The 26691-nt window shown below is 41.1% G+C and carries 22 protein-coding genes; 8 read left to right on the plus strand and 14 right to left on the minus strand.

What is annotated here, in order from left to right; all coding sequences use genetic code 11:
- The first annotated feature begins 121 nt into the window (after nt 1-121).
- Nucleotides 122-694 (plus strand): YceI family protein, encoded by a 573-nt coding sequence (locus tag KDU71_RS05315; RefSeq protein ID WP_212188880.1) that lies wholly within the window; start codon nt 122-124, stop codon nt 692-694.
- Nucleotides 695-782: 88 nt separating this feature from the next.
- On the opposite strand, the gene KDU71_RS05320 is transcribed toward KDU71_RS05315, so the two are convergent.
- The 3 genes from KDU71_RS05320 to KDU71_RS05330 form a co-directional block, all read right to left on the minus strand.
- The gene (locus KDU71_RS05320) at nt 783-1574 is read right to left on the minus strand and encodes a hypothetical protein (protein WP_212188881.1); all 792 of its coding nucleotides are present in this window, start codon (nt 1572-1574) and stop codon (nt 783-785) included.
- A gap of 102 nt (nt 1575-1676) precedes the next feature.
- On the minus strand, nt 1677-2969 hold the full coding sequence (locus tag KDU71_RS05325; RefSeq protein ID WP_212188882.1) for an MFS transporter: 1293 nt from the start codon (nt 2967-2969) through the stop codon (nt 1677-1679).
- A 208-nt stretch (nt 2970-3177) separates the two neighbouring features.
- Complete coding sequence (locus KDU71_RS05330; protein WP_212188883.1) at nt 3178-3657, minus strand: aminoacyl-tRNA deacylase; 480 nt, start codon at nt 3655-3657, stop codon at nt 3178-3180.
- A gap of 191 nt (nt 3658-3848) precedes the next feature.
- Here KDU71_RS05330 and KDU71_RS05335 point away from each other — a divergent pair, with 191 nt between their 5' ends.
- From KDU71_RS05335 to pyrH, 4 genes are all read left to right on the plus strand, one after another.
- The gene (locus tag KDU71_RS05335; RefSeq protein WP_212188884.1) at nt 3849-4232 is read left to right on the plus strand and encodes a hypothetical protein; all 384 of its coding nucleotides are present in this window, start codon (nt 3849-3851) and stop codon (nt 4230-4232) included.
- An 11-nt stretch (nt 4233-4243) separates the two neighbouring features.
- Nucleotides 4244-4903 carry a hypothetical protein gene (locus KDU71_RS05340; protein WP_212188885.1) on the plus strand — a complete coding sequence of 220 codons (660 nt, stop codon included), beginning with the start codon at nt 4244-4246 and terminating at the stop codon, nt 4901-4903.
- A 44-nt stretch (nt 4904-4947) separates the two neighbouring features.
- Complete coding sequence (locus KDU71_RS05345; protein ID WP_212188886.1) at nt 4948-5550, plus strand: TlpA family protein disulfide reductase; 603 nt, start codon at nt 4948-4950, stop codon at nt 5548-5550.
- Nucleotides 5551-5887: 337 nt separating this feature from the next.
- The gene (pyrH, locus tag KDU71_RS05350; RefSeq protein WP_212188887.1) at nt 5888-6595 is read left to right on the plus strand and encodes a UMP kinase; all 708 of its coding nucleotides are present in this window, start codon (nt 5888-5890) and stop codon (nt 6593-6595) included.
- A 79-nt stretch (nt 6596-6674) separates the two neighbouring features.
- On the opposite strand, the gene porN is transcribed toward pyrH, so the two are convergent.
- From porN to topA, 7 genes are all read right to left on the minus strand, one after another.
- The gene (gene porN, locus KDU71_RS05355) at nt 6675-7523 is read right to left on the minus strand and encodes a type IX secretion system ring subunit PorN/GldN (RefSeq protein ID WP_212188888.1); all 849 of its coding nucleotides are present in this window, start codon (nt 7521-7523) and stop codon (nt 6675-6677) included.
- A gap of 18 nt (nt 7524-7541) precedes the next feature.
- Nucleotides 7542-9104 (minus strand): type IX secretion system motor protein PorM/GldM, encoded by a 1563-nt coding sequence (gene porM, locus KDU71_RS05360; protein WP_212188889.1) that lies wholly within the window; start codon nt 9102-9104, stop codon nt 7542-7544.
- A gap of 37 nt (nt 9105-9141) precedes the next feature.
- Nucleotides 9142-9975 (minus strand): type IX secretion system motor protein PorL/GldL, encoded by an 834-nt coding sequence (gene porL, locus KDU71_RS05365; RefSeq protein WP_212188890.1) that lies wholly within the window; start codon nt 9973-9975, stop codon nt 9142-9144.
- 45 nt (nt 9976-10020) lie between these two features.
- A complete protein-coding gene (gene porK / locus KDU71_RS05370; RefSeq protein ID WP_212188891.1) occupies nt 10021-11349 on the minus strand; it encodes a T9SS ring complex lipoprotein PorK/GldK in 1329 nt (442 codons plus the stop codon).
- 48 nt (nt 11350-11397) lie between these two features.
- Nucleotides 11398-12378 carry a PorP/SprF family type IX secretion system membrane protein gene (locus tag KDU71_RS05375; RefSeq protein WP_212188892.1) on the minus strand — a complete coding sequence of 327 codons (981 nt, stop codon included), beginning with the start codon at nt 12376-12378 and terminating at the stop codon, nt 11398-11400.
- A gap of 182 nt (nt 12379-12560) precedes the next feature.
- A complete protein-coding gene (locus tag KDU71_RS05380) occupies nt 12561-13721 on the minus strand; it encodes an arginase family protein (protein WP_212188893.1) in 1161 nt (386 codons plus the stop codon).
- Nucleotides 13722-13729: 8 nt separating this feature from the next.
- Nucleotides 13730-16177 carry a type I DNA topoisomerase gene (topA, locus tag KDU71_RS05385; RefSeq protein WP_212188894.1) on the minus strand — a complete coding sequence of 816 codons (2448 nt, stop codon included), beginning with the start codon at nt 16175-16177 and terminating at the stop codon, nt 13730-13732.
- A gap of 282 nt (nt 16178-16459) precedes the next feature.
- Here topA and KDU71_RS05390 point away from each other — a divergent pair, with 282 nt between their 5' ends.
- Nucleotides 16460-18814, plus strand: coding sequence for a transglycosylase domain-containing protein (locus KDU71_RS05390; protein WP_212188895.1), 2355 nt, complete (start codon nt 16460-16462; stop codon nt 18812-18814).
- An 81-nt stretch (nt 18815-18895) separates the two neighbouring features.
- On the opposite strand, the gene KDU71_RS05395 is transcribed toward KDU71_RS05390, so the two are convergent.
- From KDU71_RS05395 to KDU71_RS05410, 4 genes are all read right to left on the minus strand, one after another.
- Nucleotides 18896-19984, minus strand: coding sequence for a 3-oxoacyl-ACP synthase III family protein (locus KDU71_RS05395; RefSeq protein ID WP_212188896.1), 1089 nt, complete (start codon nt 19982-19984; stop codon nt 18896-18898).
- A 23-nt stretch (nt 19985-20007) separates the two neighbouring features.
- Nucleotides 20008-20769: a UDP-2,3-diacylglucosamine diphosphatase gene (locus KDU71_RS05400; protein ID WP_212188897.1), complete on the minus strand. Its 762-nt coding sequence runs from the start codon at nt 20767-20769 to the stop codon at nt 20008-20010.
- Nucleotides 20770-20978: 209 nt separating this feature from the next.
- On the minus strand, nt 20979-22142 hold the full coding sequence (locus KDU71_RS05405) for a TlpA disulfide reductase family protein (RefSeq protein ID WP_212188898.1): 1164 nt from the start codon (nt 22140-22142) through the stop codon (nt 20979-20981).
- 163 nt (nt 22143-22305) lie between these two features.
- Nucleotides 22306-23448, minus strand: a complete 1143-nt coding sequence (locus KDU71_RS05410) for a peroxiredoxin family protein (RefSeq protein ID WP_212188899.1) — start codon at nt 23446-23448, stop codon at nt 22306-22308.
- A 236-nt stretch (nt 23449-23684) separates the two neighbouring features.
- On the opposite strand from KDU71_RS05410, the gene KDU71_RS05415 reads away from it, so the two are divergent.
- The gene (locus tag KDU71_RS05415; protein ID WP_212188900.1) at nt 23685-25337 is read left to right on the plus strand and encodes an AMP-binding protein; all 1653 of its coding nucleotides are present in this window, start codon (nt 23685-23687) and stop codon (nt 25335-25337) included.
- Nucleotides 25338-25557: 220 nt separating this feature from the next.
- Entirely contained in the window at nt 25558-26682 is a 1125-nt protein-coding gene (locus tag KDU71_RS05420) for a methyl-accepting chemotaxis protein (protein ID WP_212188901.1), read from the plus strand.
- Nucleotides 26683-26691 lie beyond the last annotated feature (9 nt).

Consider the following 26691-nt stretch of genomic DNA (forward strand, 5'->3'; position numbering starts at 1 on the left):
GTTCACCATAGCTCGCTATGCTTTCACAAATATTCCTTGAAACTAAACATTTATAAGCGATTTGAGCCAGTAATTTTATGTCGAACTCAGGTTATTAATAACAATGATAAAACTTAGAAACATGAAAGCAAGATTATTTCTACTCGGATTATTAAGCATCGCTTTAAACAGCTCACTAATGGCACAAAAACATGAAGCAGACATTGAAGCCAGTACTGTAAAATGGACAGGAACGAAAGTTGTTGGTTCGTCACACTATGGCTTTATTCAGCTAAAAGAGGGCAGCCTGGAATTGAAAAAGGGTGATATTAAAAACGGCCATTTTGTGATTGACATGGCCAGCATGATCAATACTGATCTCGATAATGAAGACTATAATAAAAAGCTCATTGGTCACCTCCATTCCGATGATTTCTTTGGTGTGGCCACCTACCCCACTGCCGAACTAAAAATTACAGAAGCATCAAAATTTAATAACAACAAAGCCACTGTTAAGGGACAACTAACCATTAAAGGCGAAACTAAGCCTGTAGAGTTTAATGTGACCAAAGAGGATGCTGCCTATACCGCATCAATAGTGGTTGACCGCACACAGTATGGTATCCGCTATGGCTCTGGCTCCTTCTTCGATAACCTGGGAGATAAAGCCATCAGCAATGACTTTACACTTGATGTAAAATTAGTTGTGGAATAATACAGAAACGTTCATCATTCAGGTAGGAGCATTTTGTTTCTACCTGAATTGCCAAGCTTGGTTTCAATATGATGATTAGAAAAAAAGGTTAGTAAGTGGCCTCCTCATTCGGATCATAATTGTCAATGGCTATAATGGCTAAGCCGGTTAGTGCAGCCACTCCAACAACGGTGCCAACACCGGTTGACTTAGTAAGATAAAACTGATCGGCCCGGGCAGGTAGGCGACTATCAACAATCTGGTATACCGATGTCACCCAAAACTCATTATCAATGTACTTTTTATCGCCGGATTGAGCATCGCTATAGCTAATAAAACACCTGAAAAATAGCGGAGTGCTTGCCTTATTAAAATCAAAGGCCTTCACTTCATAGCTCAAACCATTAGCCGCAACAATGTTTCGTTTCTCAGTCTTCGTCGCGTTTTTGGTGTTTAAAAATTTAGTGCAAACATTTAAATCGTTCAGCCTCAAACTGGCTTTGGGAGGTACAAAACCTGAGCGATCGTTGTTGGTGATTGTACCCGAACTGCTTCCATTGGTATAAGTGCTATAGTACAATTCGGTGCTTGTCTCGGAATAATCGGTACTGAAAGTAGCTACAGATGGATTAATCGGATATGTGGCGCCATTAACAATTAACGACGATTGATTCCAATAAATAATAATGGGTACATCCAGCTTATTATAAACATTGATGTTGAGCGGACAATTGAGACCTTCGAAGGAATAGTGAAGCTGTAAAGTGTCATTTTCAAAAATAAAACCATCGGCAAATGGTTGTTCCAATGAACTGTTGACGGTTGCAAACTGATAGCTCGAACAAGAGGTAGCTATAAGAACAGTCAATACAACAATAGGTAATAGGTTAAGCTTTTTCATAGCAGACAAAATAAAAAGGGTGGTGTAACTGATGATATTGATAAACAAAAATCATACCTCTTTGATATGACAATGCACCAATCATCTGCACGTAGTCCAATCTTAGTCTGTATTTCCTTTCATTGGTCGATTGGCCTTTAATGAGCCTATAAGCATGAATAATAAAAATGCCAGACTCACATAACCTACAGACCCATATGTCGCTGTCAATGTATTGGCTACACTAAACAGGTAAGGTCCAATAGCACTTGCCATTACAATCATTGACATAGCTTTGCCTGAGATGGCACCAAGATGCTGGCGCCCGTAATAGCGCGGCCATGTAATTGCATTAATAACGGCAAATAAACCGCCTGTTACACCCAGCCCGATAATCAGTAAATAAACACCCAGCTCATTCTTTATTAGAAGTAGGCCAAAACTGGCTATTAGGGCCCCTGCAATCATCACATACAAAAACACCTTCAGGCGCATCCAGTCACTCATAAAATTAGCAATTAATGAGGTGAGAACCGATACCACTGTCATTGGCAAGAAGATACTGATAGCCTCAGTACGCGTCAGACCAGCTTCAGCAAACAAAGACACCACGTGAAATGTGAGACCGGTAACAAAGAAGGCATGAAAGGCCAGTATCAAGGCATACATCCAAAAGCTCCTTGTTTTCTTAGCTTCCTCAAGTGTGAAAGCATCTCTGCCAGCTGATTGTGAAGCAGTACTTATTTCTGAATCGCTCCCATCGGGATGCAGACCATAGCTTTCCGGATTATCCTTATAGAATAACAAAATCATACCCAAAACAAAGACCAATCCCAACGCCATCACCTGCCAGGCGCCTTGCCAGCTAAAATGCTGAATCAGCAAATCAATCAATAAGGGTGAAGCCGAGAATCCGAGCGATACACTAACACTGCTAAAGGCATTAATTCGACCACGCATCTGGTCAAACCATTTCATTATCATGTTTCGCGAGGTCATTGTTAAAACCCCTTGTCCGCTAAAGCGCAGCATAAAAAACAACCCCACCATTACTACAAAAGGGATGGCCCAATGCCGTATGCCAATCAGTGATTCCAACAAACCCGAGATACCTGGCGAATATGAGCACAAAAGCAATGTAATGGCCAAAACAAGGACGGCAAGTGCGGCTGTTGGTCGTACACCATATCGGTCGTAAAGCTTTCCGGCTCGCGTCAGCACAATAGAGCTCAGTAAAGTACCGATCATATATGCCAGGCTAAACTGATCACGCGTTAAAGAAAGGGCATCTTTCACCGGGTCTGTAAATGTAGAAACACCAGCTGTTTGTCCGGGAATACTAGCCCAGATACCAATAGTTCCGACCAAGGCTATCAAATAACCATAGAAAAATGGGAATCGTTGTGGTTTAATCATCGTGGTTCTTTGCTCGTCCGCGCAAAGTTATCAATCCCTGACAAAAATTTAGCACAACATCGCAATCCTTGAAGAAACCCGATTAGTCATCACATAAGAATGTCCGGCATTGTTTATTGGGTAAACAAATAACACCGGACATTCACCATCTCACATTACCATCCAACATCTTATTATCGCAAACTATTGTATCAATAGCCGATTGGATTTATGCTTCGGCAATCACTTTCCTCGACAGTTTCAAAACCGTTGGATGCACTAAACGCTGATAATCTTTGTAAGTCATCTGTATCAACTCAGCATGATTACAGGCATTGAATGCTATAGTGGTATCTTCAGTAAGCTTTTCGGCAACAAACACATCCATGTTGTACAGGTTACCAAAAGGTGGCTGAGCACCAACTTCACAATCAATAAACGCATCTTTAAACTCTGACTCAGTAGCCAGCCGAACACTTTTAGCACCAGTGGCGCGCTGCAATTCATTTAAATCAACCTGGAATGAGGCTGGCAACACAACCATGCATAATCGCCCATCAACTTTCACCATCACTGTCTTTGCTATTTCATCGCCCGAAATATGCGAATAAGCAGCGGTCTTTTGCGCTGTGTAGGCTCTGGAGTGCACAATTCGCTTATAATTGACATGCTCCAGATTCAAAAACTTTTCTAAGCGTGTAAGTGGCATAATTTCCCCTCCATTTAAGTGTTTATAATCTTTGCGGTACAAGCTGACATAAGTTACTATCAAATTGAGCTGCTGTAAATAGTAAATAGCGGTATTTTACATTGCAATAGGCTTATGTGCTGATTTTCAGTTGGCATTTTTGTTTTCAACATATTTATGCCAATTTTGTGCCCTAATAGTTAGATTTAAGAATGGGAAAAGAACAGGTTTTAACTGCTGAAGAGCTACACTTTTTGGGCATCAAGGTAGTTTACAAGGATATGATTGACAAAGGGTATAAGGTGCTTAATGTTCGTAAAGAGCTGGATGTTAACCCTCAAATTCTGGCTACCAAGGATGACAAGCGCTATTTTGTAGTTGTGCGCACCGCCACCTATCCTGACATGGGTTTATTGCTGCCTCACATTGCGGCTGAGGTAATGAAACACGGCAACAAGCACAAGGCCATATGCTACTTTGCCAGCGTTGGTATTGCCAATGCCAATGGACAAACCGATGAAGAGATGGCTCAACCAATTAAGGATGGTGAGTACTATATCAACTACAAAGGTCTCCAACTGTTCCCCACCTATTAAGTAATTATATCATGCTTAATCAGCTTAAAGAATTTTACAAAAAGAACAGGCTGTTTATTATTATTGGACTGGCCTTCATTTTGTTAATGCAGATATGCAGCCGTGGAGGCCGTGTTAGCAAACCGGCGGTAGCCGAAACAGCCGTGCATCAGCCTGACTCTTCTGTTTCAGATGACAGCCAGCTTAAGCCGCTTCGTGAAATATATTACGAAGAGCAGCAGAACAAGAAAACACAAAACCCAGAGATAACCAACCTTTTTATACTTATGGGCCTGGTATTGCTGGTGTACGTGGCCACCAGGCGTGGATGGTTACAAAAGCTGGCCCCCTCAATTGTTTGGATCAATATCCGAATCAGGCGACATAAAACCAGCAAAGAACGGATTGCCACTATTACTATCAGCAACCATACTAAAGAAAGCCTGACTTTTTCTTCACCGGTACTGAGCTTTGGCTCTCCGCTTAAAAAGAGCCGAAAATTTAAGCTGAAAGGAGGAGGCGAACAGTCGGTCTTTCCTCTGACTTTAATGCCAGGCACAGCCCACAGCCTCACCATCAACCTGGATGCATTTCGACAAAAAGCAGGTATAGCAAAGGGATATAAATGGGTAAAAACCGAAGTGGACACAGGCACAAAAAATTATCGCTCCATCTGGAAATACCTGTTCTAAAACCAATCGTCGCATAGCTTGTTATACCTCAAAAACAAATAAACATGAAGAAAGGATTCTGGGCCGAACAATGGTATAAGTATCGTCGTAAAAAAACAATAATGGGCATTGTTTTCGACTTTCTGTTTACAGCCCTTCTCATTGCAATGATATTTCCGGCTTCACGTAAAGTGGTTCAGTCAACCATCATCAGGTATAGCATGTTTCAGCCCCGCGAAAGCAAAGATATTACTTATCTGAGTGATGCTGACTACAATTGGCACATCGAAGATTTGGAAGGTAATGTCATTCAGCTGTCGGAACTGAAAGGCGAAGTCCTTTTCATCAATTTCTGGGCCACCTGGTGTCCGCCCTGCATTGCTGAAATGCCCTCCATCCAGCGCTTATATGACGAGTACAAAAACAAAATGGCCTTTATACTGGTGAGTAAAGAATCCAAAGATATTCTGCAGGAGTTTATTCAAGCGAAAGGCTATACTTTCCCGGTGTATGTCCTGAGAAGTCGCGAACCGGATGTGTTTACTTCTCGCAGCATCCCGGCCTCCTTCCTCGTATCACCAGAAGGCCAGCTAATGATGAAAAAACAGGGTGCTGCCCGCTGGGATGGTGACAAAGTAAAAGCACTCATCGATGACATGCTGCAATAGCAGCATTATCAACCATCGTAACACGTTAACACCAAAAATTAAGCTTGCAAATACCATTTGCAAGGCTTCTCCATGGTATTTTCTAAGTAAGTTTTCATGTAAACTATGTGATGTTTTTCGGTTTTTACCCTGGTCAAATGATATTTTAACCAGGGTTATATTATTTTTTAACCAGGGTAATACTATCAAAACATAAGGACATTCCGTCAGGATACTAGTGATAAATATCCAAAAACCTCACAAGGTTTTACTAGTAATCTAACTTTCCTCGCTATCATTAAGCAATGCAAATCATTTCTTATCTTTGATTGCTTAAACAAAAAAATAACCGGTAACAATGAAATACAAAAGAGTACTTCTAAAACTAAGTGGTGAATCGCTGATGGGTGAACAAGGCTACGGCATTGACCCGGAAAGGCTAAATGACTATGCTGAACAAATTAAAGAGGCCGTTGAACTGGGTGTTCAGGTTGGTATTGTTATAGGGGGTGGTAACATATTCAGGGGGCTCAGCGGCGCTTCCAAAGGATTTGACCGCTATAAAGGCGACCAGATGGGTATGTTAGCCACAGTGATTAATGGTTTGGCGCTTCAGTCGGCCCTGCAAGCTATGGCTGTGCGAACGCGAGTGCTCACTGCTATCAGAATGGAGCCTGTAGGCGAATATTACGACAAACCTAAAGCGGTTGATGCCCTGGAGAAGGGAGAAGTAGTTATTTTGTCAGCTGGCACTGGTAATCCTTATTTTACAACTGACACTGGTTCTTCACTGCGGGGCATTGAAATTGAAGCCGATGTGATGCTTAAAGGCACACGGGTGGATGGTGTTTACACAGCCGACCCGGAAAAAGATCCAACAGCCACCAAGTTTGATGAGATTACTTTTGACGAGGTGTACAACCGCGGACTTAAAATCATGGACTTAACTGCCACAACCATGTGTAAGGAAAATAACCTGGATATTGTGGTTTTTGATATGGATACTAAAGGTAACCTTATAAAGGTGCTAAAAGGTGAAAATATAGGCACTGTTGTAAAGAATTAGCAGATATATACAAACGAAAAAAGGGAGCTATCGAGCTCCCTTTTTTTATATAATAAGACTAGTAAACTTTATCCTTCAATTAAAATTCCCACATATCGTGTTCCTTTTCAAAAATTTCTTGCTTGATGCGTTCTGACTCCATCATAGCCTCCATTCCTGCAGTAAATTCTTCAATACGGCGGTTATTATAAACGTTGGCTTCTTTATAGATATAGCTGCCAAAATAACGCTTGATAAATATATCATCGAAAGTACGGCGTTGAGCATCGTTACGTGGGTTAAATACCTCATGACGGGCAAATAAGCCGCGTGCTTCAGGGAAGTAAATCCAGAATGTCTGTGATTTCCTTACTTGTCCTTGATCGCCTTCGCCACCGACGTACTCTCTGATAGGACACAAACCTATAATCCGCACATCCATACGTGAGTATTTTCTGTCGAAGAACCAGATTTCCTTTAGCATGATTTGCTTAATCTCGGTTGAGCGCACTTCTCCACCTACGACCTTTTCTTCATACATCCCAGTCTCGGCATTACGAATCATAGTTGTATCTGCAACTGCACCCATTTCACGCATTACCTGCTCTACTGTTAATGGCACCTGAAATTCATCTTCAGTTTTTGTTGAATAAGCCGTTAATCCTTCGTATTGAATGCCGTAAATTAAAAGATCAATCAAACTATAACGATCATCCATCTTAGTAGTTGGATAATACATAGGCAGATTAATTTTCTCACGTAAATCAATCACGCGCCAAATTTTCTTAGCCCATAGTACATCAGCCTCACGAACGTGCGCATATGGAATCGGACGACGATTAGGCACATGATCTTTAGTGTACAACTCAGTGTTTACTTCCTGTGCATGCACCATGTCAGCAGCACCAAATCCAAGCAAAACGATAAGGATAAAGAATAATCTTTTCATTGTCTTTTAATTTATTTCCTAGTCAACAGTAATCACTATAGGTGCCAGTTTTCTGTTACGTCCATCTGGTCCAATAGCTTTAATTTCTTCAATAGTTATTTTAGCACCCCTACTGGTTCCCTTAATCAACTCAATCTGAGCCTGAGTAAGTTTATTGCTTTTAGACAATTCACTCTGGAAGAAACCTCCTTTTATTGTAGCAATACTAAATTGCGTTACTTTATATTCTAATTCAAAATCAAAATCCTCTCCCATCTCAGCAAATACCCCACTCTGACTTGCTAGCAGGTTTTTACGCACCTTACCATCACGCTTACCAGCAAAAGTAGCATATGGCAATGGTAATGGCTTAATACGGAACTCCTGGCTACCCAAACGTCGCACTTGTCCGTTAATTTCAGCTGATACGCTTACAACCGATTTACCACCTGCGAAACCTGCCTTTGGTTTCACATAAAACACATCGCCACGCTTCCTGAATGTACAGTTACCAAATGAAACTCTCAGCTGACTACCTGAGATACCAGGCACAGAAACTTCAACTGGGTTTTCTAGAGCTTCATAAAATACATTCATCTTAGTCGGTGAAATCACCACGTTTGGCTGAATAACCTCATATTCACGATTAACAGCATAACGTCTTGGCTGTCCATCTGGTCCAGTCATTGAGATGATACCTTTCCAACTTTTGGTTCCCAAAGAATTGGCAGGTATGGTTAACACACCACGACCATTAGGCTGAGCGTCCACACTGTGACCTTCAATATTAAACTCTGGCAACTGCAGTGTATCTGTTGCAGCCAGCAACAACTCGGCACGGTATTCGCCACCTTTGATAACAATCTCTGAACGAGGTATTACGATCGGCTCTACCTTATTAAATTTGAAAGAACCTTCGTCAATACTATTCAACAAGTAGTTTGTTATATCTGCCTGCGTATTTCTGATATTACTCTGAATACTACTGAGCAATGCAAAAGAAGCAGATAAAGGTAAATGCTCAAACTTCTGACTTTCCCACGACTGTTGAACCTGACCTTGCTTTGGTTCTTTAGGCTCTGTAGATAAACTCTTGGTAATGGTATGTACCAAAGCTGTATCTTCGGAATTTACGTACTCTAGCAACAGATCTTTATACGCATTTAATTTTTCTTTTAACTCAATACTGCGTGCTCTGTTTTGCTCCGTTATCATGATTTGTGCAGCCACATCCTGATTATCGGCTCCCTTATAACTCTCCAAAGTAGCTTCCGGACTGCCATCTGCAGTGCGCATCATTAATAGTTTCAGCTCGTGGATGTGATTGTAAAGACTATCAGCTTCACCATAAATCCTGTTAACCTTCTCGCGTACAGGCCTTACCTTGTTTGGATTAGCAAATTCTGCTACCTCAAATTGTGATTCCAGCTGCTTGTTTTTTACATCCGTTGCTTTAATACTTTCCTGAATACTTTCATCAACCAGTTGAAAAGCCTGAAGTAACTCTCCCGACACGTTCAATGCAAGCATTGCCGTGAGGAAAAGGTACATCATTCCGATCATCTTCTGCCTGGGGGTTTCGGGACAATTTCCGCCACTCATAATTTTGTTCTTTTAGCAGTTAATAATGATCTTCTGATTATTTATTACCCATATTCATGGCACTTAGCATGTTACCGTAAATGGCGTTCAGCTCCGATACTGACTGGCTCAACTGAGCAACCTGCTCACGATAAACCTTGGCATCATTAGCTGATTGCTGGAATTGATTGGTAATTTCAGATAATCCTTGTGTAAGGGCCTGCGAAGCCTGAACCTGGCTGTTTACTCCTTGTAGCTGCAGTTCGTAGGCAGAATTTATAGCTGCTAAATTTTTTGTTACATCATTTAATTTTTCACCATAAGCCTGGTTGTTGGCCGACAGTGTTTCAAAATGTGCTTTAATGGCACTGCCTGATGTGGCATAGGTATTGGCTAATACTTCGCTGCTTTGGGCCATTGATGCCTGCTGATTAGCAAATTGTCCAACTGCTTCACCAGCCGACTTCATATTCTGAATATAACTATCAGTGGCTACCGTGGCATTACTCAAATCAGAAAGTTGAGAGGATGTATCCGAAAGCTTTTTAATTCCTTCTGTTAATTTTTCAAGGTCTTTAGCATCCAAATTACCACTCTGCACAAGGGCAGCCAGTTCGCTACCACCTCCTTCTCCTCCTCTTTCTCTGGGTTCTAATCCATGTAATTCAGGATATACTAAACCCCAATCCGGCATTTCATGCGGTTTTTCAAACGCCGAAAGTGCGAAAATAATAGCTTCGGTACCTAATCCGGCAATCAACATAACAGAAGCGTAAGGTAAGTGAAGAATTTTCCACAGTGCTCCTAAAATTACCACAGCCGCACCAAGACCGTATACTTTGCCCATAACCTTTTTATAAGCAGGGCTCTCAACAAATTCCGAAATACTCATAATGACCTGATTTTTTTCAATTAACCGTCCTACAATTGATTTGTCTTAGTCACCAATGTAATCTCTTACACATCGGAAACCAATAAATGATTTGGATGAATCCTGATATTCATAAGTACGTGTTCCATTTTGCAGGAAGTAACCTACATCTTTCCATGAACCACCACGTAATACTTTTCTTTTCATTACATGTGGGTCATCTGGTAAAGCATTGTACTTATAGGTTGGGTTAAAATCGTGTGTAAAAGTATATGCCGACTCGTCATATGCGCTTGAAGTCCATTCAGCCACATTACCAGACATGTCAAATAATCCATAATCATTAGGCGCGTATGAACCTACGGACATAGTTGTCATACCACCATCATCGCCATAGCGACCACGTAAAGGCTTGAAGTTTGCCAGGAAGCATCCCTTGTCGTTACGGGTGTACATACCTCCCCATGGATACATGGCGTGCTCTAAACCACCTCTTGCTGCATATTCCCATTCAGCTTCTGTTGGCAGACGATAGTTATTCACGACCGGCTCGCCTTTGCTGCTCAAATAACTATTTAACAATTGAGTACGCCAGATACAGAAGGCTGTCGCCTGTTTCCAGTTAACACCTACAACTGGATATTCATCGAATCCAGGGTGCCAGAAATATTTCTCTGTCCATGGCTCATTGAATGAATAGGTGAAGTCAGCAATCCAGCACAGTGTATCAGGATAAACGTTTACAGCATCTTTCATAATAAAGGCCGAGCGATCCTTAATCTCTCTTTCTTCACCTCTTTGGTCGTAAACAACTCCTTCGTACTGTTTTGTTTCGAAGTTATAACGGTTGCTTCGCTTAGCAGCTTGTAAAAGATCAACCCACTCGTATTCGTAAGTTAACTTACGGGTATCAATTTCTTTTCTTCGAAAGAAACGTTCGTTTTCTGCCAAGTACATTTCATCAAGTATCTCAGCATATTCTTCGTTATCCCACTCAATCTCTTCATCCCAGTTTAGGAATGGAGGGTCAATTTCATTACCAAGATAATCTTCGCTAATTAAAAATTCTTCGAACTGCTCACCCAACAAACGACGGGCAATTGAATCTCTCACCCAGAAAACAAACTGACGATATTCGCTGTTTGTAATCTCTGTTTCATCCATCCAGAATGAACGAACCGAAACTGTTTTTGTTTGTGAGGTCATTGTGTTAGCAATGTCCATATCATTTGGCCCCATATTAAAGCTTCCTTGTGGAATAAAAAGCATTCCGTAAGGATCTGGTTCATAGAATGAGGCGCGGCGCTGAACGCCAACCAATTCTCCACCACTGGACTGTCCGCATCCAGTTAAGATGGTGATTAAAATGACACTGATGGCAAGTACTTTCTTCATAATAGCCTTAATATCTGAATTACTTATCTTTTACTTATTCTGTTCTAACTATAAATATCTTACGCTTTTATACTGCTTCTTTCTTTTTTCTATACTGAGGTCAAACCGATAACCCAACATTATTTCATGCGATCCGTTTTTGGCCTCACTCAGTTCTGAAATACTGATGTCGTAGCTGTAACCTATTCGTAAACCATTGTTCAATTCTACGCCTCCCAACAGCACAATGGCGTCTTGCATTCGATAGGTTAATCCGCCCCAATATTTATCTTTCAAAATGCCATTAATATTCCAGTCAATCTGGTAACTCGACATGTTTGTTTTCAGAAATATGGATGGTACCAGAATGATTGGTCGTTTTTTCATTTGGATGCGATAGCCTCCGGTAATAAAAACAGTGCGGTCGAGGTAGGTGGTGTATGTATCTTTAAATTTAGGTTTTGGTTGATTAAGGTGAGCCACTGAAATACCCAAATAATAGGTTTTGTGTTCCAGAAAAGCTCCAAATCCTGCATCAAATGCCGTTCCCTGATCGTCCGGAAACTGTTCATCCACATGCGAATTATCACCGGTGATGTCCTGTCCGTAACCAAACTCGGGCATTGTTTTCAAAATACTCCCGTTAATTCCCTGATTAAGCAGTCCTAACGAAAGCCCCACTCCTAACTTACCGTAATCCGTTTCCCATCGTTTTGCATAAACAGCCGACATATACAAGGTTGTAAAGGCGCCTATTTCATCATTCATGATGGTTAAACCAACTCCGCTGTTCCATCCCAATAAATTTACTTCTGTATCTACTCCAAAAACCGTTGTACTTGGAGCCAATGAAGAGCCGTCTGCTCCTTTAAATCCGCCCATCCATTGTTGTCTGTTACCAAGCGTCAGATTCATCATTTCGCTTGTGCCTGCATATCCTGGGTTGACAGTCAAATGGTTAAACATGTTCTGACTGAACTGAGGATATTGCTGCCCCCATGCGAGAGAAGCAATGCAAAATAACAGAAAAAATACTATTCTCCTAGCCATGCCATAAAAAAGCTGGTATTAACACTAAGAACCTGAGTTCATTTTATTGTTTCCATGATTGATGTCACTTTCAATCATTTTTTCTACCAGCTGACAAAATGCTGGGGATATATACTCTAATTTCATATTAAAGGTTTCATTTTTCAAACTTATAAATCATAAAAACACCGCTTTATTTTGATTTACAAGCTCTTTTTTTGAATGTAACGAAACCACTTCTCCGGTATCTCGTTCGCCGAAGCTGTTTCAAAATCCGTTCGACCACAGGCAATCACATCAACTCCACCTCCTTCACCTGGTATCTCTACCCACCAGCGGTCGTTATCCGGATTATTATAAAACTTAATTTCTAACTCATAATCGTCGAGATAAACGATAAACTGACGATACAAGTCCAGATCTTTAGCCGGATAATCATTATAACGTAAAGCAATCCCTTCTAGTATGTGCCAAATGGCCTGAGCGGTTAAAACTATGCCCTGATGCCCTTTATCGTCGTGTACATCCTGCTCAAAAACACCAATAACATTCAGCCGGTCGCTTTGACCGGCATACCACATCAGCTGGCACAATTCTTCACCTGATAAACCATTGGGCATAGGCGTAATATGGGCAGGCTGATCACATTGCCTCACTACAGTCATATCAACACTTAGCAAATCGGCATCACGCAACACCGGTTCTGCCAGGCGATGCCCTAACTGCCTGATTTGTCCAAGACGAAGGATTTCGTATGAATGCTTGTGAAGTTCAGCTTCCTGCTTCGGGCTGTAGAGGTATTTTTGCACACCAACAAAAGATACATCTTTAGGTGCAACACCTTCTTGCTCACAAATTTTACCTAAATAATTGTTTGCCGAGTAATCTTGCGCATGAAGCAACCAGTCAATGCGACTATCTAAAATGGCCAGATTATACTTTGCCTGATATTGACGAACGGCCTTGGCCATTGGCAGGGTGTAATCCTGGCTTCCCCCAAGCACAATAGTTATAACTTTTAATGTCTGAAGATGCAACAAGATATCTTCGAGCGCTTTATATCTATCATCAATAGTATTTCCTCGTATATTACCCAGATCAACGATGGTAAGCGGCTTCGAAAGACTCCTCAAACCTGCCAGATAGGAACGTACTAAATCCGGCGCCTCTGCGCTTCCTTTATGAACAGAATTCCGGGCATCATTCACCCCTATTAAAGCAATATCGACTGCATCCCAATCAACCGTTTTCAGCTGATGAAAGCTATCTATTCCATTCTTGAGTCTGTCTTCATCCAGACCTTCAAAGGCATTTATTACTTTATAATTGGGTTGGTTAAAATAATGTATCCAGTCTTCTGTCACAGGGTTAGCTATTTGGTTTTCTTAGCAGTCGCTTTCTTTTTTGTGGTTGTGGCCTTTTTAGTTGCTGTCGTTTTTTTAGTCGTTGCCGCTTTCTTGGCAGCTGTCTTCTTTTTGGGCGAAGCTTTGGTATCTGCCTCAATCAGCGCCTTACAGTCTTCCAAAGATAATTCTTCTGCATTTTTATCCTTGGGTATCTTGTAATTCTTTTTTTGGTATTTGATGAACGGCCCCCATCGACCGTTTAAAATTTGCAAATCCGGCTCCTCAGTAAATTCTTTGATAATTTTTTTCAGATCTTCTTCGCGTTTGGTTTTAATACGCTCAATGGCTGTTTCCAGATCAATCTCAAAAGGATCGTCAACCCCTTTCTTCAGAGAAACGAATTTACTATCGTGACGAATATACGGGCCAAAACGACCAATACCTATCACCACCACTTTATTTTCAAATTCACCAAGTGTTCGGGGTAACTTAAATAAGTCCAATGCCTCTTCCAGCGTAATGGTTTCCAGATGCTGTCCTTTTCTAAGCGATGCAAATCTTGGCTTTTCAGCGCCTTCTTCATCAGATGATACACCAATTTGCGCCAATGGCCCAAAGCGGCCAATGCGCACAGAAACCTGCTGCCCACTCGCAGGGTCTACACCCAGGATGCGCTCGCCTGTGCTTTTTTCTGATTGCTCCAGGGTTTCTTCAACCGTATCATGGAATGGTTTATAAAATTCATCTATTGACTTGCTCCACTCCACATTTCCTAATGCCACATCATCAAATTCCTTTTCAACTTTTGCCGTAAAGTCAAAAGAAACGATACTCTCAAAATATTTAACCAGGAAGTCATTAACGACCATGCCAATATCTGTTGGAAACAGCTTACTCCTTTCTGCTCCTGTAATCTCTTTCTTCTCGCTTTCGATTAGCGGTTCTCCTTTTTCAAGCCACAAATGCTTATAGTGCCTTTCGGTTCCATCGCGATCCTCCTTCTCTACGTAGCCTCTGTTTTGGATGGTGGAGATAGTTGGAGCATATGTTGACGGACGGCCGATACCCAATTCTTCGAGCTTACGTACCAGGCTGGCTTCTGTATAGCGGGCTGGCTTCTGACTCCAGCGCTGACGTGCCTCTACATTCAGCATCTCCAATACTTCGCCTTTGTGAATTGGCGGTAACAACACACTCTCATTCTCTTCCTGTTCCCCTTCATTATCTGTTGATTCGATATATACCTTCAGGAAACCATCGAACTTAATAATTTCGCCTGTTGCCAAAAACTTTTCACCAGTATTCCCTGCTTCAATATGAATCACCGTCTTCTCCAACTGGGCATCACTCATCTGAGAAGCAATGGTTCTTTTCCAGATCAGCTCATACAGGCGTTTCTCCTGTGACGAACCAGCAACCGTATCCTTATCTAGGTAGGTTGGGCGAATTGCTTCGTGAGCCTCCTGTGCCCCTTTTGCCTTGGTTTTATACTTTCGAATATTGACATATTCAGGCCCCATCATTTCACTAATCTGCGCCGATGCCATATTTAAAGCTAAATCAGACAAGTTGACCGAGTCGGTACGCATATAGGTAATCTTACCAGCCTCATAAAGTTTTTGTGCAATGGACATAGTCTGCGCAACTGAGAAGCCCAGTTTTCGTGACGCTTCCTGCTGTAGGGTTGATGTTGTAAATGGCGCTGCAGGCGATTTCTTAACGGGCTTTTTCTCCACTTGTGAAACCAAAAACTCGGCATCACTGCATTTCTCAACAAATGCTTTGGTTTGCTCGTAAGTATCAAAACGCTTGTTCAGCTCTGCTTTAAGCTCCTTAACACGTCCTTTATCGTCGGTTACTTCAAAAATAGCGGTTACACGGTATGATGAAGTGGGTTTGAAAGCAAACACCTCACGCTCACGATCAACAATCAAACGCACGGCTACTGACTGAACACGCCCTGCCGATAAAGAAGGCTTCACTTTGCGCCATAATACAGGTGATAGCTCAAAACCCACCAAACGGTCAAGTACACGCCTGGCCTGCTGTGCATTTACCAGGTTAATATCAATTTTTCGCGGATTTTTAATGGCTTTCTGAATCGCATCCTTTGTAATCTCATGAAATACAATGCGTCGCGTATTTTCTTCTTTGAGCTCAAGTGTTTCAAACAAGTGCCAAGCAATAGCCTCTCCTTCACGGTCTTCATCGGAAGCGAGCCATACCATCTTGGCATTCTTGGCCAACTGCTTTAATTCCTTAACAACTTCCTTTTTGTCGGAAGATATGATGTAATCGGGCTGATAATTATTATTGATATCAACGCCAAAATCACTCTTTGATAAATCGCGAATATGCCCATAGCTCGATTTCACCAGAAAGTCTTTACCCAAGAATTTCTCGATGGTTTTTGCCTTCGCAGGTGACTCGACTATCACCAAGTTTTCTTCCGTAACCGTTGTTTTTTTACCCATCTCTCAAATTGTCTTACAAGCACCACTTATTAATTAAAGCACGCAAAATTATATAAAATTGCCACAATGTTAAAAAATGAAAATGCTTTACGCAAACGTTCACCTCAGTCGATCTGTCAAATTTTACTATTTTTACACCAAAATATCAATAATTATTACGAAACTGCTTACAGAGAATATTTGTGAGCCACAGCTGATAATTTTAATGGCTGCCTGAGCAAACTCTTGATGGGTGGGCTTCTAAGAGCAAAAACAGCCAGATAATTAAACACCTGAAGAAAGATGGAGCAATCTAAATCAAAATACCGCAAATTAATTCGCACATTCTGGATACTTGTTATTGGTGGTATGCTATCGGTATTTCTACTATTTACCATGATCTCTTATGGTCTGCTTGGTTTTATGCCAACCTTTGAAGAGCTTGAAAACCCAAAAAGCAATCTGGCAACCAATGTTATCTCCAGCGATCACCAGATTTTAGGGAATTATTTCCGCGAAAACAGAAGCTTTAGCCAGTATGAAGAACTCTCGCCCAACATTGTTAATGCACTTGTAGCCACAGAAGACGTCCGTTTTTATGACCACTCAGGTATTGATGCCAGAGGATTGGCCAGGGTGATATTTCGAACCATTATTATGCAAGACCAAAGCTCCGGAGGAGGTAGTACCATTACCCAGCAGTTAGCCAAACTGCTGTTTCATGGCCATGCATCCAGTAATATCGAAAGAGCCTTTCAGAAACTTAAAGAATGGGTAATAGCTGTGAAACTTGAAAGAAGCTATACCAAGGACGAAATTCTAACCATGTATTTAAACAAGGCAGAGTTTATATATGATGCGTATGGGATTAAAAGTGCAGCCAAAACATTTTTCAATACCTCAACCGACTCCATAAAAGTTGAAGAAGCAGCTGTAATTATTGGCATGCTGAAAAATCCCGCTCTTTTCAACCCGGTTCGCAGACCTGAATTAACGCAAGACCGTCGTAACGTTGTACTCAACCAGATGCTTAAGGCCCAATTCTTAACGCAGACCGAATATGATTCCATATCCGTTTTACCGCTTGAGCTTAAATTCAACCGAGCTGATCATAAAGAAGGTCCTGCTCCCTATTTCAGAGAGTATCTGCGCTTGGCTCTAACGGCCGATGAACCTACAAGAGCCAACTACCCATCATGGATGGAAACTAAATTTTTGGAAGACAGCGCGCGCTGGGTGGATGATCCTCTGTATGGCTGGATTCATAAAAATTATCGCCCGGATGGCACCCAATATGATATTTATAAAGATGGCTTAAGGATATACACTACCATTGATTCGCGCCTGCAACAATATGCCGAAGATGCTGTTAAAGAACACCTCAGTCAGGACTTACAACCAAAATTCTTTACAGAAAAGAAAGGCCGAAGCGGTGCTCCTTACACCAGAGATTTATCGAAAGAGGATTATGAAAAAATCATTGATAAGGCCATTAAAAACACCGATCGTTATCGTGCATTAAAAAGAAGTGGTGCTGATATGGACAGTGTTAAGCGGGTGTTTAATACACCTTACGACATGACGGTATTCACATGGGCTGGTGAACGCGACACAGTGATGACACCCCTTGATTCAATACATCATTATAAGTTTTACCTGAGGGCCGGTATGATCTCGATGGATCCGCTTTCGGGGCATGTAAAAGCATACGTTGGAGGGCCCAACTTTAAGCACTTTATGTACGATATGGCCGGTAAAGGAAAACGACAAGTCGGCTCAACCATTAAACCATTTGTATACACCTTGGCTATGCAGGAAGGCTTTACGCCTTGCGATTTAGTGCCAAATATAGCTCAGACATTTTACCTGGGCGGCGGTAAAACCTGGACACCGCGTAATAGCGGCAGTGCACGTGCCGGTGAGATGGTGACACTTAAATGGGGACTGGCCAATTCCAATAACAACATAACTGCCTGGGTGATGAAACAGTTTAACCCTGAAGCGGTTGCCAATACCATCCATGAGCTTGGCATCAAAAGCCCAATGGATGCAGTACCGGCTCTTTGTCTGGGAACGCCTGATTTTGGCCTTCTGGAAATGACTAGTGGCTACTGTACCTTTGCCAACAAAGGCGTACATATTGAACCAATGATCGTAACACGCATTGAAGATCGCTATGGCAATGTTATCAGTGATTTCCATCCGCAGAAGCGCGAAGCCATCAGCGAACAAACAGCTTACCTGATGCTTAACCTATTGGAAGGCGTTATTAACCAAGGCACCGGTATACGATTGCGACTAACCTACGAGTTACATGCCCAGATGGGAGGCAAAACCGGCACCACACAGAACCATTCTGACGGTTGGTTTATGGGTGTAACGCCACAATTGGTTACTGGCATATGGGTTGGTGGCGAAGAACGCGACATTCATTTCGATGGTATCAGACTTGGACAGGGAGCCAACATGGCTCTGCCCATATTTGCCTTATACATGAAAGATGTGTATGCCAATGAAGAATTGGGCATAACTGAGGAAGACATCTTTGAAGAACCTCTTAACTTCAATATTAATATTGATTGTGGCGATAATGCTGCCAGACGCGCTGAGGCAAATAACCAGGAAGAAGTTATTGAGAACGTTGAAGAGTTCTTTTAGAAATTACAACTTTATATAAATAGAAAAGCGAGCTATCCAATTATCGAATAGCTCGCTTTTTTTATAGTTTCAATAAAGTATTTACGGCATTTTATACATAAATGCATTGATATTCATACCTGCTCCTACGGATGTCATCATCACATTATCACCGCTTTCCAGCGTGTGACCATTCAATTGCTTTTTACAAATTAAATCGAACAGTGTTGGAACTGTTGCCACACTACTGTTGCCCAGCTCTCGAATCGTCATTGGCATTACGTCCATATCTACCTTACGCTCGCCATACAATCTAAAAATGCGTTTGAGAATCGCCTCATCCATTTTGGCATTAGCCTGGTGAATTAAAATCTTCTTCACATCCTTTAGCTCCATCTCATTTTTATCCAGACATTCTTTGGCCAGTTGCGGCACATTGGTAAGCGCATAGTTATATAAACGTCTGCCGTACATCTTCAAAAACAGGTTTTCACCCTTTAATGCTTCATTGTACGGATTATCCATACGCAGAAGATCAATGTGTTCTTCAGTGTCGGTTTGTACCGCATGCTTTAATATACCCACAGGGGTTTCGCTTTCGCGAGCCTCAAGCACCACGGCTCCGGCGCCATCGGCGAATATCATCGAATCCCTGTCGTGTGGCTCCATGGCACGGCTCAGCGTGTCGGCACCTATCACCAGGGCACTTTTAGCATCACCTGACTTAATGTAATAATTGGCCTGTATCATGGCTTGTGTCCAGCCCGGACAACCAAAGGTTATGTCGTAAGCAATGGTTTTCGGATTCTTAATGCCAAGTTTATGCTTGACACGAGATGCCAAAGTTGGCAGAATATCCGGATAAATAGTACCATGACGCATATCACCGAGGTTATGAGCCACAATGATATAATCCAGCTTCTCCTTATTGAAACCAGCATCTTCAAGTGCTGCCTTACCGGCAAACATAGCCAAATCTGAAGTGACGTGATTCTTTTCGGCACATCGCCTTTCGGCGATATCGGTTATCTGCTCAAACTTATCAACAATTTCCTGGCCTTCTGTTTCGATAACTGTTCCATCATCGTTGAAAAAGGTGTTGTTGATAAAATCGGCATTGGCTTTAACCACAGGAGGGATATAGCTTCCTGTTCCGGTAGCTACAGCATAAATCTCAGCCTTTGAATTCATTTTTACTTTTTTTCTATATCAAACTATACGTGCGAATCGAAGTACTGTAATTCAATGGTATTTCCATCGAAAACACCATATGAAAAATGCTGTATCCAGTCGCCTAAAAAGATAAGCTGGCAACCTGGCCCCACACTGACCGTTCGTGCCACATGGCGGTGACCAAATACAAAGTAATCGACCTTTTCTTCTTTTAAAAACTCTTTGGCATACAATACCGAGAACTCCTTATCATCGCCCAGGTATTTATCGCCATACTCCTTATTGTTTTTCTCCCGGCTTTTTCCCGACCAGTAATTGGCCAATCCAATGCCACTGTTTGGATGAATACGAGCAAACAGCCATTGAGCAAACTTATTGGTGAAAACCGATTTCAGGAAATTATAGTGCTTGTCGTAATCGCCAAGTCCATCGCCATGTGCCAGAAACACTTTCTTCCCATTGAAATCTCTGATTACAGGCTCACGATATACCTTAACGCCACACTCATTTTCGAGATAATCAAACAGCCAGATATCATGATTACCGGTAAAGAAATGAACCGGAATCCCACTATCGGTAATTTCAGAAAGTTTACCTAAGAAGCGTGTAAAGCCTCTTGGCACCACATGCTTATATTCAAACCAAAAATCGAAGATATCACCCATTAGGTAAATCTCAGATGCATCTTTTTTGACTGTATCCAGCCAGTTTACAAACCGCTTCTCATGCAATCGATGATTATTTATACCTGGAGCTCCCAGGTGTACATCCGATGCGAAGTATATCTTTTTATTCGTTTCCAAGTATGCTACCTGCTATATTTTAACCGACAAATATATTAGAAAAATAAAGCATCTCCTAACCTAATTATTCTTGTAAGTAATTGTTGAACAAACAAGTAAAAAAGTCGAAGATTAAATTTCGCCTAATTTGCTGGTTAATTTTATGTAAATGAGACATTAAAAAAACCGCAATCGTAAGAATGCGGTTTTCAAGTTTAGCTTTTATAAGCTTATAATAGTTCTTTTAACTTATCGGTTAAACGATTTCCAAATAAATCCTTCCCTATAATCTCCCCTTTGGGACTAATAATATAGTTGGATGGTATTTGTTTGATATTATATAAGCGGGCCGGAAATGAATTGGTGTAATTTAGATCACTTACATCTACCCACTCATAGCCTTCTTTTTTTATAGTGCTTTCCCAAAGTACTTTACTCCTATCAAGAGAAACTGAATAAACAGCCAATCCTTTATTCTTGTATTGGGCATACATTTTTTTCAGATGACGGTTAGCAGCTACAGATTTTTCGTCCCATGATGCCCAAAAATTAACAATTATGGTCTTTCCCTCCAGCGAAGATAGCTTAATGGTATCACCTTGCAGGTCTGGAGCCTCAATATCAACATATCCTCTCTCATCGGCTTTTGAAGCCATTAACTCATCAGCAAATTTCTGACGTTGCTGCTGAGCCTTTGCACCTAAAACATAGTTGTAAAGGTGATTTGCTCTTTCTGACTCAGGAAAATATAGGTTTAGACTGGTGGCTAAAGTTGAAAAATAAACTTGATCCTTTTTATCAAACACGTTCATAACAGAGCTATTATCATCCAGGTTCTGAAAAAGGGCATAATAACCGGCAAAAGAACGAGGATTCTCCATTATGAACTCTCCGACAAAAGCCTTATGCTCGTTCAGTTTCTGATCATAGCGTTGCTCTAGCTCTGCACGTGTTTGAGCATCCTTTACATCGGTGGCCTTATATTTAGCCACAATGGTATTGAGCTCCTTATTGAGTTTACGAATGCGCTTATTAAACATCTGGATATAAACTGAACCAATCGAATTCTTAAGCTGATAGCTTGTTTCGAGATTTTTGGCATCTGCATCTACTGCTATTGTTTCAATAGAATCTGCCAGTAAAGTAATGAAGTTATTGTCATTTAGCTTTAAAATTAAGAATGTAGGTTCCTCGAGTCTATCGTTTTTAAACTCAAAATTGCCATTCTTAATCTTTACTGAATCAATGGTTACCGTTTGGCTTAGATCCATACGTTGAAGGTATAGCATTTGATCCTTAGCTCCTTCGATATGTCCGGTTACCCTGAATTTATCTTTATTATTACACGCAGTTGTCAATACTATTATTAAAAGTAAAAACAGTCCTTGTCTCATATTTAATAGTTTATTTTCATTGCTTATAAGTTGTAACTCACCTGCCTTTATCAACATCCATTTAAAAGTCATGATAAACAGGCATAAATACGAACTTATTATCAATTGGTTATAAGTTAGTATAATACTAAGATTCTCAATTATAGAACGCTCAAATATAGGATTAATTTTTCATTAATTGCCGCAAAGCCGTGCTTAGGTCGTCTAATTCGCGAGTGCGCTTAACAATGATTCGATTACTGTCTGTGAGCAATAAATACGGGATAGCTGATAGCCCTAACTGCTGAAGAACAGGCGAAGTATCACCATTCAAATCAGACAGGTGCAACACGGCCAGGCGATCCTCTTTTATGGCGCTTAGCCACTTATCTCTATCGTTATCCATCGAAATCAAGCAAACCTGGAGACCCTGATTACGATATGGTCGGGTCCATCGCATTAGCTGACCAGTGATATGACGCGATGCTGCATCATCTGATTTCCAGATTACAAACAAAGTAGGTTGGCTAATCAAACTATCAAGCCGAACTTCTTGCTTCCATGCATCTGGCACCGAGATCGCCGGAAATGTTCGCCCCTCTTTGGTAATGGCATTAAACAAGCTTCTGTTCATTAACGAATCAACATGCGTTGCAAACTGCTTCACCGGCCAGTAATCAGGATATCGATTCTGAAGCTGGTTGCTGGTTTCATAATACAAATCGGCATATTGCTCGGGATGAAACAGATAGTGATTACCTGCTTTGAATTGCATAGCCAGTAGTGGGAGCAAGGTATTCCGATGATTATTGGCAATGCGGTTGATGTCTCTTGCTTTCTTATTAATAATAGCATTAATGGCTGTATAGAATGAATCTTTCACAAATACAAATTCCTCAGCGACAATTGAATCTGGCCGGCTGGCAACTAACTGCTGTATCTCATATGCAGCTTCCTGTGCCAATTGCTCACATTTCCACAAGGCTTTTGTTTCGGAATTGCCAGAAACAGACAGACGTTGATCATTAGCTTGAAAATGCCCTGTTATGGTCGCCGGGAAAGTGGAATTAATTATCAATGAGGCTAGTTCTTCACCATTAATGTGCAAACTATATATGCCCTCGGGCACACTATCTTTCACAAATTCCCAATGACCTTCTTCAGCCTGTATGGCTCTATCGAATAAGTGAGCGGTTTCGTCAAAACGATACAGTTCAACCTTTCCGTTTAAGTCCTGCTCAGGCTTAAGTGTTAAGTAAGGTGTCTTTTGTGGCTTGGTACAATACAAAAACATTAAGGCCATTGCAGCCAATACAAAATATCTCATAGTGTGCAGCATTTACACAAAAATACAAAAAACTGTTTATTGGGAATCACTTTTAAAGATGCCTGATTCCCGATCCATTTTGTGGCATAACAATTGTTTATACTGGCAAATTAATTTAAGTGACCTTATATTTACATGATACTGACACCCTTACCTAATTAATTAGGTAATTACAGAATTTTAAATAATTTTGGTCGGTTATTTAAGCCTTTAACGGTCAACAAAAAACAAGCAACATGGATAATAATGGATACTTGAGCTATGTTGAACATGCTCTTAAAAATTACCGTCAGTTAAATGCATTCAGTGATTTCCAGGGAGAATCTATTACTTACAATCAGGTAGGTGAACGCATCCTTGGATTACATCAATTATATAAGGAGCTGGGCATCGAAAAAGGAGATAAAATTGCACTGATCGGCCGTAACATGACCAGCTGGGCAGTGGTTTATTTAGGCACCATTACTTACGGAGCTGTTATTGTGCCCATCCTGCCCGATTTTAATTCAAGTGACATTCACCACATTGTCAACCATTCAGAGTCCAAACTGCTGTTTTCAACCGACTTGCTTTTTGACAAGCTCGATGAAACCAAAATGAACGGATTACTGGGTATTGTGTCAATTAACCAATGCATATCACTTGTTGACAATAGCAATGGAAAACTGGCAGAAAAGGTGATTAATTTACAGCCTCTTTTTAAAGGCGATGGTAAAAACTTCAATCCTGAAAAGTTAGATTTCCCGGAAATTGATGCCGAAGCCGTGATGGTACTTTCATACACATCCGGCACTTCAGGTTTCTCAAAAGGGGTATTATTGCCCCACCGCAGTATCTGGTCGAACATAAAATACGCGCAAGAGCATTTAATCCTCAAGCCAGAGGAAAGGGTGGTTTCATTTCTTCCCCTTGCACATGCCTATGGCTGCTTATTCGAGTTTTTGTGGCCATTTACCATGGGATGCCACATTACCTTCCTCACCCGCACACCATCTCCGCAAATCATCACAGAAGCATTCAGAAAGGTAAAACCACATCTGATTTTATCGGTACCGCTTATTCTTGAAAAAATATTTAAGAAACGCGTTCAACCACAACTGGAAGAACCAAAAGTAAAGGCATTATTAAAAATCCCCGGGCTAAATAAAATTGTATTCAACAAAGTGAGGAACAAGCTGACTGAGGTATTTGGCGGGGAATTTCGTGAGATTATAATTGGCGGAGCGGCTCTGAATAAAGATGTGGAGCAATTTCTGCGTAAAATTGGCTTCCCTTTTACCATTGGCTATGGCATGACCGAGTGTGGACCTCTCATCAGCTATGCTCCATGGACCGAGTCGAGAACTTACTCAGCAGGTGCTTTGGTAGACCGCATGAGTATAAAGATTGATTCAAAAGACCCCTATAATGAGGTTGGTGAAATACTGGTAAAGGGCGATAACACCCTACTTGGTTACTATAAGAATGAGGAAGCCACTGAGGAAATATTTGATAAAGATGGTTGGCTTCACACGGGTGATTTAGGTGTAATTGACGAGCAAAACTTCATCTACATAAAAGGGCGAAGTAAAAATATGCTGCTGGGACCTTCAGGTCAGAATATTTACCCTGAGGAAATTGAGACCACCATCAACTCGATGAATTACGTACAAGAGTGCCTTGTCAGAGATAACGATGGGAAACTAGAGGCGCTGATTTATCCTGATTATGAAGCTACAGATGCCGAAAAGCTTACCAAAAAACAAATAGAAGAAAAATTACAAGCCATAAAAGTAGCTGCCAATAAGCTACTACCTGCTTACATGAACATATCTAAAGTAACCCTGTTCCCTGAAGAATTTGAAAAAACACCAAAGAAGAGTATTAAACGCTATAAATACACCAAATAGCACTAATTTTATAGAGAAAATATGCAGCCGCCTGAACAACAGGCGGCTTTTTATTGTCATATTGTAACCTAACTATCATCATTTCGTAACAGGGGAAATTGTTTTTTTATCACTTCGCAATTATTTTTGCTTAATACAATCTTTACCAACAGCTCGCAAATTGCCATTACCTAAGGGATAATGCATTAATAACGAATTGAGTGGGAGGAACATTATGGGAATGGAATCATTTATAGTGAGGTTCTTTGTTATTTTGGTAACAACAAGCTCTATCGGGTACTTTTTATTACGTTTGCTCTACAAGGGAAGTATTTTCTTCAGGATTGGAGCATTGTGGATGATCAACGTGTTTTTAACGGTGATGAACAGCCGGATTCATTACAAAAACCCGGAAGCTTATCCTTTCTGGGCTGCTTTATTGGGAGGTATTATTGTGACTGTTATTCTTCAATACCTGGTTTATCTGCAAATCAAAAAACCACTGGCAAGTATTACCAATAAACTAAAGAATATTGCAGCTGGAAATATTTCTAGTAAGCAAGAAGCCTACACTGCACCGGTTAAAGGTGAATTGTTCCAGATACATCAGGCCATTAATCATTTACAATCACAAATGAGTAATGTAGTAGCTGAGGTGGGGCACTCTGCCGATGAAGTTAATCGGGTTGGAACGAGCCTAAATGAAACGGCCACAGAAATATCAAGCCTCGCCAATAATCAGGCATCAGGCCTTGAGGAAATATCCTCATCAATGGAAGAAATGGCTGCTAACATAGAGGCCAACAGCCAGAATGCATTGGCTACTAAAGATAATTCGCATAAAGCAAGACAATCAGTTGATGAAAGCTATGCTAGTACACAGGAAGCTTTAAGTGCTATGCAACAGATCAATGAAAAAATTAAAATAATTGATGAGATAGCCATTCAGACTAACCTGCTGGCACTTAATGCCGCTGTAGAAGCCTCAAGAGCAGGCGCCGAAGGAAGAGGTTTTGCCGTTGTAGCAGGTGAGGTTAGAAAACTGGCTGAACGCAGCAAACTAGCGGCCAAAGAAATTGAAAGCTATTCGAAAAAAGGTAATGAGATGGCAGAAATAGCCCTGGACAAACTGCAGCATACGCTTCCATTAATAAAGAAAAATGCAGACCTGGTGGATGAGATTGCATCTTCGAGTGAAGAACAAAACCTGGGAGCCGCACAAATTAATAATGCACTGCAGGAAATCAATCGTTCTACACAAAGTAATGCTGCCATTTCTGAAGAGATGTCGTCCAGTTCGGGACTAATGGTTGAACAAGCAGCATCCCTCATCGAAAAACTTCGATTCTTTAAATTGCAATCATAACAGAAATAG

This window comes from Carboxylicivirga sediminis (assembly GCF_018156225.1).
GTDB classification, from domain to species: Bacteria; Bacteroidota; Bacteroidia; order Bacteroidales; family Marinilabiliaceae; genus Carboxylicivirga; species Carboxylicivirga sediminis.